The organism is Microbacterium sp. PF5 (assembly GCF_004794315.1).
Classification (GTDB): Bacteria; Actinomycetota; Actinomycetes; order Actinomycetales; family Microbacteriaceae; genus Microbacterium; species Microbacterium sufflavum.
Genome location: NZ_SSDQ01000111.1, coordinates 1 through 14,981, shown reverse-complemented (window position 1 = coordinate 14,981; position 14,981 = coordinate 1). Strand labels below are relative to the sequence as shown.

The following is a 14,981-nucleotide window of genomic DNA, read 5'->3' as shown; positions in this document are numbered from 1 at the left end:
GACCGCGCCGGCGGTCGGGGGTCTTTCGCGATGAAGGGCCTCGGTGTCAGTGCAGGGCGTTCTCCGCGATGAACGCGCGCAGGGCCTGCTCGTCGTCGGCCATCTCCGTCACGTACTGGGGGGCGTCGAGCATCGCGCGCAGCTCGGGCGAGTAGCCGAGCTCGACGCCGATCGCCTCGTGGATGGTCTCCGCGAACTTCTCCGGCTTGGCGGTCTCCAGCACGAGCATCGGAACGCCCGGCTCCACGTACTCGCGCGCGACCTTGACGCCGTCGGCGGTGTGCGGGTCGATCACTTCGCCCGAGGCCTCGTACACGGCGCGGATGGTGGCCAGCCGGTCCTCATGGGTCGAGGTGCCGCTGACGATGCCGAACTCCTCCGCGAACCGCTCCTGCTCCGCCGAGAAGTCGACGTAGCCCTGCGCCTCCAGGTCGTCCCACGCGCCGACCACCCGCGCCGGGTCGCGGTCGACCAGCTCGAAGATGAAGCGCTCCAGGTTCGACGCCTTCGAGATGTCCATCGAGGGGCTCGAGGTGGCGAGGGTCTGCGCGGCGCTGCGCGGCCGGTAGACGCCCGTGCGGAAGAACTCGTCGAGCACGTTGTTCTCGTTCGCGGCCAGCACGAGGCGGCGGATCGGCAGGCCCATCTGCTTCGCGAAGAAGCCCGACAGGATGTTGCCGAAGTTGCCCGAGGGCACGGTGAACGACACCTCGGCCCAGCCGCCCGCGTCGGTGGCCCGCAGCCACGCCCAGAAGTAGTAGACGGTCTGCGCGGTGATGCGCGCGAGGTTGATGGAGTTGACGGCGCCGAGGTGCTGGGTGCGCTTGAAGTCGAGGTCGCCGGCGAGCTTCTTGACCAGGTTCTGGCAGTCGTCGAACACGCCCTCCACCGCGATGTTGTGCACGTTGGCGTCGTCGAGCGAGAACATCTGCGCCCGCTGGAACGCGCTCATGCGGCCCTGCGGCGACAGCATGAACACCGACACCCGCTCCTTGCCGCGGAGGGCGTGCTCGGCCGCCGACCCGGTGTCGCCCGAGGTCGCGCCGAGGATGTTCAGCACCGATCCCTGACGCTCCAGGGTGTACTCGAGCACCTGCCCGAGGAACTGCATCGCCATGTCCTTGAACGCCAGCGTCGGCCCCTCAGAGAGACCGACCAGCGTGAGGTCGTCGTCGATGCGGCGCAGCGGCACCACCCCGTCGGGGAAGTCGGCGTAGGCGGCGGCCGTCATGCGCGCCAGATCCTCGCGGGGGATGTCGGTCGCGAACAGCCCCAGCACCTCGGTCGCGAGCTGCGGGTACGTGAGTGCGCGCCAGCGCTCCAGGGTCTCACCGTCGACCTCGGGCATGACCTCGGGAACCGCCAGGCCTCCGTCGGGCGCGAGCCCTTCGAGCAGGGTCTCACTGAAGGACTGCGGCTGCATGCCGCCACGGGTGGAGATGAACGGCACGGTGGCTCCTCGGCTCGGGACTCGGCGCCTCCATTCTCGCAGGCCGCGAAGACGCCGCCGGACGCGTGACGGAGGGGGCGCCACCACCCCTCATGGCCTCCGCCCCGCCTCGCGCCACAGCCCCGCCCACTGCTCCGGGCCCAGATCACGGGGGAGGCGGCGGTCCTGCGCTCGCACCGAGGCGACGGCCCGGCGCGCCTGGGGCATCGACAGGCCGCCTGCGGAGGCCACGATCGCGGGGAGCGAGCTCCCGCGCCCGGTGAACATGCGCCGAACGAAGGCCTCGTACGCGCGGCGATCCGTCGCGGGCACGAGCGGCGACCCGCGCCGGGCGATCGTCAGCAGCCCCCCGTCGACGCTCGGCTGCGGCCGGAAGCCCCACGCCGGAACACGGCCCTCCAGGGCGAACACGAACCACGGCGCGGACTGTGCGGTCATCAGGGTCCCGCCGCCGACTCCGGCGCGTTTCCGAGCGACCTCCCACTGGGTCAGCAGTACCGCGTGTCGCCATCGCCCCGTCGCCAGCAGACGACGGAGGATCGGCGTGGTCAGGTGGAAGGGGACGTTGCCCACCACCACCTCGGCGTCGAACGGGTGACGTGTCGCATCCGCGGCCTCGACGCGTACCTGCGGGAGGTCGGATCGAAGCCGACGTACGCGGTGCTCGTCCACGTCGATCGCGGTGAGGGGACGACCGAGGCGGGCGAGGGGACGCGTCAGGGCACCGTCACCGGCGCCGAGCTCGAGGATGGGGCCGGACGTGCGCTCGACCAGCGAGAGGATGTGGTCGAGCGTCGGGGCGTGATGGAGGAAGTTCTGGCCGAGTTCGTGGCGGCCGCCGTGGATCGAACGAGGACGGTTGCGAGGCATGGGTGCGCTCCGGGAAGAGGATCGGAGCACCTCGGCGAGGGACGCGCGAGCGGAGTCGGCGAAAAGAGCCCGTCCCGAGGTGCGATGACATCTCTGTGGACGGCGCGCGGAGGCGTGCGGAGAGCGAGCGCGCCGTCAGGCGCGGCGGTCGCGGAACACGAGAGTGCGCCCCATCACGGGCGCGGCGCATATTGTTCCCATGCGAGCCAGCATATCGGGAGTCAGATCCAGCCGCGCTCCTCCGCGAGCAGCACCGCCTGCTGACGTGTGGCCACCGACAGCTTGCCGAGGATCACCGAGATGTGGTTCCGCACCGTTCCGGGTGCGAGCGACAGCGCCCTGGCGATCTGCCCCGTCGTCTCACCCCGCCGTCCGGCCCGCAGCACGTCCAGCTCCCGGTCGGTCAGCGGCGAGCGCTCGTCGCTCAGCGCATCCGCCGCGATCTCCGGGTCGACGTAGCGCGCTCCCGCGGCGACCCGCCGGATCACCGCCGCGACCTCGTCCGCCCCGCGCGACTTCGGCAGGAACCCCGACACCCCGGAGGCCAGTGCACGCCGCAGCACGCCCGGTCGCGCGTGACGGGTGACCACCACGCACCGGGTCGCGATCTCCCGGCCGAGCCGCTCCGCGACCTGCACCCCGTCGAGCCCCGGCATCTCCAGGTCGAGCAGGCACACGTCTGGTCGCAGCCGCAGCGCCTCCGCCACGGCCTGTTCCCCGTCGGCGCACTCCGCGACGACCTCGATGTCGTCCTCCAGCCGCAGCAGCGCGGCGAGTGCCGACCGGATCATCCCCTCGTCGTCCGCCAGCAGCACCCGGATCATCGCGCGCCCTCCCCTGCGGACGGCACGGTCACCACGACCACGAACTCGTCCGCGTCGCGACGCACGTCGAGGGTGCCGCCCGCGTCCGCGATCCGCCGCCGTACACCCTCCAGCCCCGAGCCGCCGTGCCCGTCCTCCACGTCGTCCGCGCCCCCGTCCCCGTCCGGGACCCCGTTGGCGATCTCGTACCGCCACCCGTCGCGCGTGCGCTCGAGCACCAGCCGCGCGCGCTCTCCACCGCCGTGGCGCAGCACGTTCGTGGTCGTCTCCCGGATCACCGGGCCGAGGTCGGCCGCGGGCGCCGCATTCGCGTCGGTCGCGATGCGCGCCTCGACGTCCAGCCCTGCCGCGCCCAGCAGGTCGCGCGCGTTCGCCAGCTCATCGCCCAGCGGGACCGACCGGAACCGCGTCGCGAGGTCCCTGGTCCCCTGGCGCGCCTCGTCCACGCTCACCCGCGCCGCGCGCAGCTGCTCCATTCCGGCGGGCGCGTCCACGGGCAGCAGCCGCTCCGCGAGCTCCAGCTGCAGCGCGATCACCTGCAGGTGATGCCCCTGCAGGTCATGGACGTCGGTGGCGACCCGCAGCCGCTCCTGGGTCGCGGCGAGCCGGGCCTCCGAGGCTCGAGCCCGGTCGAGCGTCACCAGCACGTCCCACCACCACAGCGAGCTGACGGTCATCCCCGGCAGCATCGCCGCGTACACGATCGGCAGCCACCACGGGACGCCCACCCCGAAGCCGTCGGCGGCGGTGTCGATCACCGCGAGCCCCACCAGCACGACGGTCGCCGCGACGACCACCCGCACGCGGACACCGCGCGGCCACCGCAGCAGCACGAAGAACTGCACGATCGGCATGCCCGCCAGCTCCCAGCTGCCCACGAGGAGCCCGGCCGTGCCCCCGTAGGCCACCGCCACCGCGAACGGCAGCACCAGGCGCCGCCACTCCACCCCCGGACCGGCCTCCAGCCGGTGGCGGTAGTCCAGCAGCAGCAGCAGCGTCGACGCGCACCACACCACGCCGCCCAGCCCCACCACGAGCAGCACGCCGCCGCGCAGGTCGACCGCGGCCGCGATGCCCGTCCATGCCCCGACGAGCATGAGCTCGATGAACAGCACCGCGGTCACCGTGTACCACCAGGTGGCGGTGATGCCACGGGCGAGCTGCCGGGAGCCGGGCGCTGGTTCGACGGTGGAGGCCGGGGGGATGCGGGTCACGCTCCCCACGATAGGGCCGTGACAGATGTCACGGGATCGGCGGGTGAAGCGCCCGGAGAGAGGTGACGCCGCGGCACTGTCACAGCCGTCCCGCCTCCGGTGGACTGGGGTCATGGCGACGGAGAGCCCGTCCGCCGAAACTCCCGGAGGCCCCTCCCATGAACCTCGTCGAGACGTTCCAGAACCTCGTCGCCCAGGTCCCCGACCTGGTGCAGCCCCTCATCGTCGCTCTCGCCGGCGCGGTGCCGTTCATCGAGGGCGAGGGTGCCGCGGGCATCGGGATCATCGGCGGCATCCCCCCGGTGGTGGCGGCCGTCGCGGCGATGGTGGGCAACTTCGTGTGCGTGGCCGTCCTGGTGCTCGCGAGCTCGGGGGCGCGGCGCGCGATCGTCGACCGGTCGAGGGCGCGGCAGGCCGCACTCGCGGGCGGCGGGAGCAGCCTGGAGGATGACGTAGCACCCGCGCCCGCGGCCGAGCAGGGGCGCGGCTCCGCACGGCGCGAGAAGTTCCAGCGGGCGTTCGAGCGCTACGGCGTCCCCGGCGTGAGCCTGCTGGGACCGCTGCTGCTGCCCACGCACTTCACCGCGACCATGCTCGCGGCGTCGGGCGTGGGCAAGGGACGGATCCTCGTGTGGCAGGCGGTCGCGATCATCGGCTGGACCACCGTGGTGGCCGTGATCGTCGGCGGCGCGGTGTACGCGATCCGCTGAGATCGCGGCGGGAGGGGCGGTCGCATCCGTTGCCCCTCCCGCTTCACTCTTTTCTGAATTCACTTCTTTCTGTACTGTTCAGGGGTGACCACTGCGCTCGCCTCGACTCCGCACACCGCCGCCGTCGCCCGCCTCGGGCACGCGCTGTCCGACACGACGCGCGCCGGGATCCTGCTCGCCCTCCGGTCGTCGCCGCGGTACCCGGCCGAGCTCGCGGAGGCGCTCGGCGTCTCGCGGCAGGCGATGTCGAACCATCTCGCGTGCCTGCGCGGCTGCGGACTCGTCGAGAGCACGGCCGACGGGCGACGCAGCCTCTACCGCCTGTCGGACCGCCACCTCGCTCCCGCGCTCGACATGCTGATGCGGGTCACCCTGATCGTCGACCCGGACTGCTGCGACGGCGAGGGGTGCACCTGCTGATGGCGGCCGTGGTCGCCGAGCCCCGCCGGCAGACGCTGCACCGCCGCATCCGCGTGATCGTGGGCGTCACGATCGGCTACAACGTGATCGAGGCCATCATCGCCGTCGCCGCGGGCTCCGTGGCCTCCTCCGCCGCACTGATCGGGTTCGGGCTCGACTCCACGATCGAGGTGCTCTCGGCGGCGGCGGTCGCCTGGCAGTTCACGCGGCCCGATCCCGAGCGCTGGGAGAAGCCGACGCTGCGGGTCATCGGGGTCGCGTTCTTCGCGCTCGCGCTGTACGTGACGGCGAGTTCCGTCCTGGCCCTGATCGCGCAGGAGCGGCCGGAGCACAGCACGGTCGGGATCGTGCTGACCGCGGTGAGCGTGGTCGTGATGCCGTTCCTCTCCCTCGCCGAGCGCCGGGCGGGGCGCGAGCTGGGGTCGGCCACCGCGGTCGCGGACTCGATGCAGACGCTGATCTGCACGTATCTGTCCGCCGCCGTGCTCGTCGGACTCGTGGCGAACTCGCTGCTGGGGTGGTGGTGGGCCGACGCGGTCGCGGGGCTCGTCATCGCGGGCTTCGCCGTCCGCGAGGGGATCGAGGCCTGGCGCGGTGACGCGTGCGCGACCTCGGTCGGCATGCTCCTCGAGGAGCACGACCACGACCACGACCACGACCACGAGCACGACCACGACCACGAGCGCTGAATCCGCTCCCCTCGCGCGGGCGGAGCGAATGTCGGTCGCCCCCGCCAGAGTGGACCGCATGATCACTCTTCTGTCCGCTCCCAGCAACCTCGGCCTCCGTCCGCCCGAGCCCGGGAGCGTGCCCGGCTCGGCGAAAGCGCCGGAGGCGTTGCGCGAGGCGGGGCTCTACGAGCGGTTCGCCGCCCGGGGCGCGACCGACTCCGGCGTCGTCCTCCCCGGCCGGTACGTGGCCGACGACGACGTGCGTCCGGCCGGTCGGGTGCGCAACGAGGCCGCGTTCGTCGACCACTCGCTGCGCCTGGCCGCGCGCATCGGCGACGCGATCGACGCGGGGCAGGCACCCCTGGTGATCGGCGGCGACTGCGGCATCCTCGTCGGCGCCGGGATCGCTCTGAAGAGACGCGGCGGAGCGGGACTCGTGCACATCGACGGCCACACCGATTTCCGCCACCCCGGCAACAGCGAGGAGTGCGCGGCCGTCGCCGGCGAGGCCCTGGCGGCGGCGATCGGCCTGCACTGGCCGGCCATCGCCGACATCGACGGCCTGTCCCCCTACTTCCCGGCGGGGCGCACCGCCCACGTCGGACACCGCGACGACGACGAGGAGCAGGAGGAGGTTCGCGGCCTCCTGGCACGCGTGACCCCCGCCGCCGAGGTCTCCGCGCGCGGAGCCCAGGCCGTCGCGTCCGAGTCCGCCGCAGCGGCGGGCGAGGGGTACTGGCTCCAGCTCGACGTCGACGTGCTCGACCCCACGGTGATGCCCGCGGTGGACAGCCCCGATCCCGGCGGCCTCTCCCCCGACGAGCTGACGGCGCTGCTGCGGGGCCTCGCTCCGCGGGCGATCGGTGCGAGCATCACCGTGTTCGATCCCGACCTCGACCCCGACGGCCGCTATGCGCGGCTGCTGGTCGAGGTTCTGAGCGAGGGCCTGAGCGAGCTCGGCAGCGCGGTGCGTCCGGCCTGACCATGCCGGCCGGACGCCCCGCGCTCAGTGCTCCGCGGCGGGCTCCGGCTCGGCGTGCAGCGTCACCCGCACCCGGGCGATCCGGCGCCGATCCACCTCTGCCACCTGGATGGTCGCGCCGGGCACCTCGACCGTGTCGCCGACCACCGCGAGGCGTCCGAGCTGTTCCGTGACGAATCCGGCGATGGTGTCCGACGATCCGCGCGGCATGGCCAGCCCGGTGGCCTCCTCGAAGTCCTGCAGGTTGAGGCGTCCGTCGAGCCCGTCGTCGGCCGAGATGAACACCTCGGCGTCGTACTCGTCGAAGATCTCGCCCACAACCTCCTCCACCAGGTCCTCGAGCGTCACGAGCCCGTCCGTGCCGCCGTACTCGTCGACGACGACCGCGATGTGGTGGCCCTCCGCGCGCATGCGGGTCAGCGTCGGCAGCACCCGGGCGGTCGAGGGGATGTAGGGGATCTGGCGCACGAGGGCCGCCAGCGGTCGCTCCGGGTCGTCGGCCGCGGCCTCGAACAGGTCGCGCACGTGCACGAACCCGGTGATGTCGTCGATCGAGGTGTCCGACACCGGGTAGCGCGAGAACGGCAGCTCCCGCACCTGCTGCATGGCAGCGCCCACGGTGGCGGCCTGGTCGAGCGCCACCACCTCGGGTCGCGGTCGCATGACCTCGCTCACCTGGCGGCCGCGCAGCGACAGCACGTCGTCGAGGATGCGGCGCTCGTCGTCGGGCAGCCCCTGGTGCGTCGCGACGATGTCGCGCACCTCCTCGTCGGTCAGCTCGTCGCTGGTCTTGTGCGGGTCGCCGCCGAGCAGGCGCACGAGGGCGTTCGTCGACACGGACAGCAGCCAGATCACCGGTCGCATGACGGTCGCGAAGCCGTTCAGGGCCGGGGCGACGGCATACGCGAACTGGGCGTTGCGCTGGATCGCGAGACGCTTCGGCACGAGCTCGCCGAGCACGAGCGACAGGTACGCGATCACGAGGGTGAGCACGAGGGTGGCGACCGTGAGCGCCACGGCGGGGGCGAGTCCCCAGCTCTCGAACAGGGGCGCGAGCGACGGAGCGATCGAGGTGGCGCCGTAGGCGGCAGACGCGAAGCCCGCCACGGTCACGCCGATCTGCACCGCCGAGAGGAAGGTGTTGGGGTTGCGGGCCAGCCCGGCGACCTTGGCGCCGCGCTTCCCGCGCTGGCCGATCGCGTTGATCTGGCTCTCTCGCAGCGTGACCAGCGCCATCTCGGTCGCCGCGAAGACGCCGCCGATCAGCACGAACACGAGGACGAGGGCGATGTTCAGGAGCAGGTCGCCCATCAGCGGGCTTCCTTTCCGGGTGCGGGGTGAGCGCCCGGGATGAACCGGGCGCCCGTACTGTCAGAGTCCGAAGAGTCAGAACAGCGCTGCGCGCTCAAGAGTGCTCCTTGTCGATGGGGGTGGTGCCGGTCGTGGGGGGAAGAGAAGCGGTCTTGCGGGTCTTGAGCAGACTCGCGACGGTGGCGACGGCGATGGTCGCGGCGATGAAGAGCAGCGAGAACCAGATCGGGATCTCGGGCGCCCACAGCATCGGCTCGCCGTTGTTGATGAAGGGGACCTCGTTGACGTGCAGCGCGTGCAGCACCAGCTTCACGCCGATGAACGCGAGGATCACGGCGAGGCCCTGGGCCAGGTAGACCAGGCGCTCCAGCAGTCCGCCGATGAGGAAGTACAGCTGGCGCAGCCCCATGAGGGCGAACGCGTTGGCGGTGAACACGATGTACGCCTGATCGGTGAGACCGTAGATCGCGGGGATCGAGTCGACGGCGAACACGAGGTCGATGAACCCGATCGCGATGATGGTCAGCAGCATCGGGGTGACGAAGCGCTTCCCGTTCTTGACGACGGTCAGCCGGTCGTTGTTGTACTCCTCGCTGACGGGGAGGTGACGGCGCACGAAGGTCATGAAGCGGCCGTTCGCGGGGTTGCTCTCGTGGTTGCTGAACGCCTGCCGGTAGGCGAGGAAGAGCAGGAGCGCGCCGAACACGTAGAAGATCCAGGAGAAGTTCTCGATCAGCGTCGCGCCGACCGCGATGAAGATGCCGCGCAGGATCAGGGCGATCACGATGCCGATCATCAGCACCTTCTGCTGGTAGATCTTCGGCACGGCGAACCCGGTCATGACGATCAGGAACACGAAGAGATTGTCGATCGACAGGGCCTTCTCGGTGAGGTACCCGGCGAAGTACTCGCCGCCGTACGTCCACCCGGAGACCATGCCGATGCCCACGCCGAAGAGCAGCGCCAGGCTGATGTAGAAGATGGACCAGCGGGCGGATTCACCGATGGTCGGCTCGTGCGGCGTGCGCACGTGGGCGAAGAACTCGTACACGAAGAACGCGATCGTGACCGCGATCGTGATGACCCAGATGAGAGGGGTGACGTCCAAGGGATACTCCAGATTCGGCGTGGCAGAACAGCGCCAAAGTCTTCTCCATCCCGAATCGGGACCGGTGGGCCGGGATGCGATGCATCCGTAATGACGACCAGACCGTGTCGGAGTACTCCCCTTGGAGGTCCCAGAGTACGAGACGCCCATATCGGAATGCTGTGGATCTGCCGAGAACCCGGTCCCCTAGACTGGCGGTGGCGACTGCGGGGCGTGACGACCCCCGGCCTCGACGGCAAGCGGTCCCCGCGCGTCCGGCGTACCGACGAGAGGCCGGTGTCTCACCGGCGAAGGTGTGGTGGCACCGCGATCTAGCCCCCGCCCGCACCTCCAGGGCTTCCACAACCTGGAGGAAGAATGAGATCACCCGACCCCGGTCGCACGCTCGCGACCGAACTGTCCCGCACCGCACCGGGCCGGAGCGTCACGCTCCTCGGCCACGTGCACCGCCGCCGCGAGCTCGCCTCCGTCGCCTTCCTGATCCTGCGCGACCGCTCCGGGCTGGCGCAGGTCGTGCTGCGGCCGAGCGAACTGCCCGACGGCGGCCTGCCGCCCGAGGAGACCGTCGTCCGCGTTACGGGCACCGTATCCGCGAACCCGCAGGCGCCCGGTGGCGTCGAGGTCGCCTCGCCTCGGATCGAGCTGCTGTCCGAGCCCGCAGCGACCCCCGTGGTGGACCTGTGGCGGCCGACCCTCGACGCGACGCTGCCCACGCTGCTTGACCACGCGCCGGTGCTGTGGCGCCACCCCGCCCGCCGGGCGACCTGGGAACTGGCGGCCGCGAGCCTGAGGGCCTTCCGCCGCACGCTCGACGCCGCCGGCTTCACCGAGGTCCACACGCCGAAGATCGTGGCGACCGCGACGGAGTCGGGCGCGAACGTGTTCCCCGTGGACTACTTCGGCCGTCCGGCGTACCTGGCGCAGAGCCCGCAGTTCTACAAGCAGCAGCTCGTCGGGGTGTTCGAGCGCGTGTACGAGGTGGGGCCGGTGTTCCGCGCAGAGCCCCATGACACCGTGCGGCACCTGGCCGAGTACGTGTCGCTCGATGTGGAGTTCGGCTTCGTCCGCGACCACCGCGACGTGCTGTCGCTCCTGGGGGAGGTGCTGCGAGGAATGCTCGACGGGATCCGCGCGGAGGCGGCCGCGGCCGTGGCGCAGCTCCGGGTGCCGCTGCCGACGATCCCCGAGGAGATCCCGGTCGTCCACTTCCGCGACGCGCTGCGCCTGGTGGGGGCGCCCGACGACGAGCCCGACCTGGCACCGGCGCACGAGCGAGCGCTCGGCGAGTGGGCCATGGCCGAGTTCGGCAGCGACGTGCTCGCGGTCGAGGGGTACCCGATGACCAAGCGTCCGTTCTACACGCACCCGCAACCCGACGACGAGCGCTGGAGCAACAGCTTCGACCTGCTCTTCCGGGGGCTGGAGCTGGTGACGGGCGGGCAGCGGCGGCACCGTCACTCCGAACTAGTCGCCGCGATCGAGGCCGGGGGCGAATCGCCCGACGCTTACCGCGGCTACCTCGAGGCGTTCGCGCACGGGATGCCGCCGCACGGCGGGTTCGCGATCGGCCTGGAGCGCTGGATCGCGCGACTCGTCGACGCGCCCAACGTCCGCGAGGTCACGCTGTTCCCGCGCGACCTGCACCGCCTGACGCCGTAGCGCGAGAGCGCCGGACACGACGAGGGCGGCCGCACCGCGCGGCCGCCCTCGTTCGGTGTCCTCGTCCTACTCGGCCGTCGTGCCGGCGAGGCCCTCGGCCTCCGCGCGGTCGATGATGGAGGGCAGCACCTCGTCGAACAGCGTGACGAGCACGGCACGGATCTTGACGGCGTCGCGCTCCTCGAGGGCGTCACGGATCGAGGCGACCACGTCGCCCACCGCCGCCCAGTCGAACACGTCTTTGGAGTGCTGGCTGAAGCGGCGGATCTGAGGACCGAGCCGCTCGATCACCGTCGCGCGCGCCGCGTTGCCCTCGATGCGAGCGAACCCGGTCGCTGCACCGCGCAGCGCGGCGCCGAACCCGATGACGTCTCGGGAATTGACCGCCGTCGCCATGTCGTCCGCGAGCTCGACCAGATACGACACGTCGTCGTCTTGGATCACCGGCAGCACGTGACGCACCGAGCCGATCCAGATGTCGCCGAACAGGTCGACCGCATTGCGGACCCGGTTGAGATCGATGGGGGCAACCCGCGTGTAGCGGTTGCGCTGCATCTCGACGAGCCCGTTGTCGGCCAGGCGGTCGAGCGCATGACGGATCGGTGTCTTGGAGGTGCCGAGGCGTTCCGCGAGTTCGTAGTCGCGCAGTCGCTCCCCCGGGGGCAGCTCTCCGCTGATGATGGCGTCCTGCAGCCGCACGAACGCCTCGTCGCTCATCGACCGACGCTCGAGCGGACCACCTGAGAGTGTCACGCGTTCCTCCAGTTGGGGAGTATTGGAGAGTGAAGTTCTACGTTTCAGCAATATATCCCACTTCGGGGGAAAGGGCGAGGAACGCCCGCGTCCACGGACGGTGAGCCCGGAGCTCGGCTCAGGTCAGCTCTCCCACGAGCGTCTCGATCCGCGTGCGGATGTCGTCGCGGATCGGCCGCACCGCCTCGATCCCCAGCCCTGCCGGGTCCTCGAGCGTCCAGTCCTCGTAGCGCTTTCCGGGGAAGATGGGGCACGCGTCGCCGCATCCCATCGTGATCACGACGTCCGACGCCTTGACGGCGTCCACGGTGAGCACCTTCGGCTGCTCGGCGGTGATGTCGATCCCGACCTCGGCCATGGCCTCCACCGCGACGGGATTGATGCGGTCCGCGGGCAGCGACCCCGCAGACCTCACCTCGATGCGGTCACCGGCGAGCTCGCGGAGGAACCCCGCGGCCATCTGCGAGCGCCCGGCGTTGTGCACGCAGACGAAGAGGACGGAGGGGGTGGTGGCGGTCATGGCGCTCCTGGGTGGATGGGTCAACGGGTGGTTGAGACCGCGAGATGGGCGTGACTCCATATTGATGACTATCGATATAAAGAGCAAGCCGCGAGAGCCCCGCGGCGACTTCCTGCCGACTCGGTCGGATCGGCCTCACGCGTCGCGCGAAGATTCCGTGATCAAACCGTTGCATTCGTTACCTCGTCGTTATACAGTGATCGCACGGTGAATGTTTGCTGTGGCATCCACCGCATGTGATTGCAGGACACTCTTGGTGCAAGGGACAAGGGCCGGTCGGGAGCCTCTCCGACCGGCCCTTTACTGTGGCCGCTACGCTGTGAGGATGACCGATCGCAAGCTCGCCCTGGAGGCCTGGGAGAGCCTGTTCCGCGCGCAGCACGAGCTGTTCACGGACATGATGGCCGACTTCGATCACAACGAGCTCGCGCAGGCCGAATACGACGTGCTCCTCACCGTCACCCGCTCCCCCGACATGACGGCGCGACTGCGCGACATCACCGCGAACATGCTGATCAGCCAGCCCAGCGTCTCCCGCCTCGTCGATCGCATGGTCGCCCGCGGGCTGGTCGCCAAGTGCCCCGACCCGGATGACGGCCGCGGTGCATTGATCCGCGCGACCGACGCCGGCGCCCGGGCCTTCCGTTCCCTCGCCACGGTGCACGGCCGCTCCATCGCGTCACGCATGTCCCGGCTCGACGACGACGAGCTGCGCCAGCTGCGCGACCTCGCGGAGAAGCTCCGCAACCGCTGACCGCGACCGCGTGAACGGGGCATGAGCCCTTCTCCCCACCCCGCCTCTGCCGCAGCTTCTCCCCGATGTGTCGGAGATCACCCCCGCGCAGAGCGGGGGCTCCGGGGTTTCTGGCAGGGTGGAACCGAGTCCCGGCACACCGCGCGGGCCCGTCAGACCGCCCCCTCGGGGGGACCAAGGGAGGTCATCCATGGAGATCGCCGGAATCGTCGGCATCCTCATCATCATCGGTATCGCCGTCGTCGCAGCGGTCATCCTGCTGCTGATCCTGCTGCTGTTCGCCCGCAGCTGGATCAAGGTGGCCAGGGCCGATGAGGCGCTCGTCATCTCGGGCCGCAAGCAGAAGGTGCAGCGCGCGGTGATCGCCGCCGACGGCACGAGCCGCTCGGAGCTGTCGGAGTCGCCGGTCACGGTGATCGTCAACGGCAAGTCCCTCGTCAACCCGATCACGCAGCGCCACGAGATCATCTCCCTGCGCTCCCGTCAGGTCTCGCTCAATGCAGAGGCGCAGTCGCTCGACAACGTCACCCTCAACGTCGACGGCGTCGCGATCGTGAAGATCGGCTCCGACCCGCTGCTCGTGCGGCGTGCCGCGGAGCGCTTCGCGTCGCAGGACAAGGCGATCGAGCAGTTCACCACCGAGCAGCTCGAGGGTGCGCTGCGCGGTATCGTCGCGACACTCTCGGTCGTCGAGCTCATGCGGGAGCGGAAGAAGTTCTCCGACCAGATCGCGGCCGACGTCTCGCAGGAGCTCGCGGAGCAGGGCCTCATCCTCGACTCCTTCCAGATCAAGGGCATCACCGACAAGGTCGGCTACATTCAGTCGCTCGGGGCGCCGGAGATCCAGGCGAAGCGACAGGCCGCCGAGATCTCGCAGACCAACGCCGACCGCGCGATCAACCAGAAGAACATCGCCAACCAGGAGGCGAACCTCGTCGAGCAGACGGCGCTCGACACCAACACCGCCAACGCGAACGCCGGCATCGGACGAGCGCGTGCCGAGGCGGAGCAGGCCGAACAGCTCGCCCGCGCGCAGGCCGAGCAGGCCGTGCTGCAGCAGCAGGCGGAGAACAAGCAGGCTCAGCTCGACGCCGACGTGAAGCGCGTGGCCGACGCCCAGCGCTACGAGGCCGAGACGCGCGCGCAGGCCGAGCTCTACACACGTGAGCGCGCCGCCGAGGCCGCCGCGATCGAGCAGGTCAAGCAGGCCGAGGCCCGCACGCGCATCGCCGAGCAGCAGGCGCAGGCCGACAAGGCCCGGGCCGACGGTGAGGCCGCGGCCGCCATCGCGAAGGCCACGGGTGACGCCGATGCGCTGCGGGCACAGGCCGAAGCCGAGGCCGAGGCCCGCCGCCTGCGCGCGAACGCCGAGGCCGAGGCCATCCGTGCCGAGGGTGAGGCGCGCGCGGCCGCCGTCGAGGCCGAGGCCAAGGCCATCGCCTCCAACCAGGACGCCTTCCTCTCGCAGCGCGTGCTGGAGGTGCTGCCGTCGATCATGGCCGAGTTCGCCAAGGGCTACGCCGCGATCGGCAACGTCTCGATCGTGGGCGGCTCCGGCGACGACGGGGCCTCCCAGGTCGTCGGCGCCGACAGCGCGAAGGCTCTGCGCTCGGTGTTCGACAGCGTGCACTCCGCGACCGGGCTCGACCTCGCCGGGATCATCCAGGGCCAGGCCGTCGGTCGCGGCATCGGTGCCGGCGTCGCGGAGGCGGGTGCCCCCGCCGCGCCCGCGTCG

15 protein-coding genes are annotated in these 14,981 nt (G+C 70.9%); 7 read left to right on the top strand and 8 right to left on the bottom strand.

Features of this window, described 5'->3' with window-relative positions; genetic code table 11:
• Window positions 1–46: 46 nt before the first annotated feature.
• The 4 genes from thrC to DW297_RS09510 all read right to left on the bottom strand — a co-directional run bounded on the left by thrC (window position 47) and on the right by DW297_RS09510 (window position 4,358).
• Window positions 47–1,450 (bottom strand): threonine synthase, encoded by a 1,404-nt coding sequence (thrC, locus tag DW297_RS09525; RefSeq protein WP_136031729.1) that lies wholly within the window; start codon window positions 1,448–1,450, stop codon window positions 47–49.
• A 90-nt stretch (window positions 1,451–1,540) separates the two neighbouring features.
• Window positions 1,541–2,320: a 23S ribosomal RNA methyltransferase Erm gene (gene erm, locus DW297_RS09520; protein ID WP_136031727.1), complete on the bottom strand. Its 780-nt coding sequence runs from the start codon at window positions 2,318–2,320 to the stop codon at window positions 1,541–1,543.
• 221 nt (window positions 2,321–2,541) lie between these two features.
• Entirely contained in the window at window positions 2,542–3,144 is a 603-nt protein-coding gene (locus DW297_RS09515; protein WP_136031725.1) for a response regulator transcription factor, read from the bottom strand.
• Window positions 3,141–4,358: a sensor histidine kinase gene (locus DW297_RS09510; protein WP_136031723.1), complete on the bottom strand. Its 1,218-nt coding sequence runs from the start codon at window positions 4,356–4,358 to the stop codon at window positions 3,141–3,143. The genes DW297_RS09515 and DW297_RS09510 overlap by 4 nt, the downstream gene beginning before the upstream one ends.
• A gap of 158 nt (window positions 4,359–4,516) precedes the next feature.
• Here DW297_RS09510 and DW297_RS09505 point away from each other — a divergent pair, with 158 nt between their 5' ends.
• From DW297_RS09505 to DW297_RS09490, 4 genes are all read left to right on the top strand, one after another.
• Window positions 4,517–5,068: a small multidrug efflux protein gene (locus DW297_RS09505; protein WP_136031721.1), complete on the top strand. Its 552-nt coding sequence runs from the start codon at window positions 4,517–4,519 to the stop codon at window positions 5,066–5,068.
• An 84-nt stretch (window positions 5,069–5,152) separates the two neighbouring features.
• The gene (locus DW297_RS09500; protein WP_136031719.1) at window positions 5,153–5,488 is read left to right on the top strand and encodes an ArsR/SmtB family transcription factor; all 336 of its coding nucleotides are present in this window, start codon (window positions 5,153–5,155) and stop codon (window positions 5,486–5,488) included.
• Entirely contained in the window at window positions 5,488–6,177 is a 690-nt protein-coding gene (locus DW297_RS09495; protein ID WP_136031717.1) for a cation transporter, read from the top strand. Before DW297_RS09500 ends, DW297_RS09495 begins: the two co-directional genes overlap by 1 nt.
• A gap of 58 nt (window positions 6,178–6,235) precedes the next feature.
• Window positions 6,236–7,141: an arginase family protein gene (locus DW297_RS09490; protein WP_136031715.1), complete on the top strand. Its 906-nt coding sequence runs from the start codon at window positions 6,236–6,238 to the stop codon at window positions 7,139–7,141.
• A gap of 24 nt (window positions 7,142–7,165) precedes the next feature.
• Here the strand turns inward: DW297_RS09490 and DW297_RS09485 are convergent, their stop codons facing one another.
• Together DW297_RS09485 and DW297_RS09480 are read right to left on the bottom strand one after the other, a co-directional pair.
• Entirely contained in the window at window positions 7,166–8,452 is a 1,287-nt protein-coding gene (locus DW297_RS09485) for a hemolysin family protein (RefSeq protein ID WP_136031713.1), read from the bottom strand.
• A gap of 94 nt (window positions 8,453–8,546) precedes the next feature.
• Window positions 8,547–9,560 (bottom strand): TerC family protein, encoded by a 1,014-nt coding sequence (locus DW297_RS09480; RefSeq protein ID WP_136031711.1) that lies wholly within the window; start codon window positions 9,558–9,560, stop codon window positions 8,547–8,549.
• Window positions 9,561–9,917: 357 nt separating this feature from the next.
• On the opposite strand from DW297_RS09480, the gene aspS reads away from it, so the two are divergent.
• Window positions 9,918–11,219, top strand: a complete 1,302-nt coding sequence (gene aspS / locus DW297_RS09475) for an aspartate--tRNA(Asn) ligase (RefSeq protein WP_136031709.1) — start codon at window positions 9,918–9,920, stop codon at window positions 11,217–11,219.
• Between the two features lie 66 nt (window positions 11,220–11,285).
• Here aspS and DW297_RS09470 read toward each other — a convergent pair whose 3' ends face one another.
• The gene (locus DW297_RS09470; protein ID WP_136031707.1) at window positions 11,286–11,936 is read right to left on the bottom strand and encodes a GntR family transcriptional regulator; all 651 of its coding nucleotides are present in this window, start codon (window positions 11,934–11,936) and stop codon (window positions 11,286–11,288) included.
• 154 nt (window positions 11,937–12,090) lie between these two features.
• A complete protein-coding gene (locus DW297_RS09465) occupies window positions 12,091–12,492 on the bottom strand; it encodes an arsenate reductase ArsC (protein WP_136031705.1) in 402 nt (133 codons plus the stop codon).
• A 325-nt stretch (window positions 12,493–12,817) separates the two neighbouring features.
• Between DW297_RS09465 and DW297_RS09460 the strand changes: the two genes are divergently transcribed.
• Window positions 12,818–13,246: a MarR family winged helix-turn-helix transcriptional regulator gene (locus DW297_RS09460; protein WP_136031703.1), complete on the top strand. Its 429-nt coding sequence runs from the start codon at window positions 12,818–12,820 to the stop codon at window positions 13,244–13,246.
• A 190-nt stretch (window positions 13,247–13,436) separates the two neighbouring features.
• Window positions 13,437–14,981 (top strand): SPFH domain-containing protein (locus DW297_RS09455; protein WP_136031701.1); only part of this gene is annotated, 1,545 nt, incomplete at its 3' end.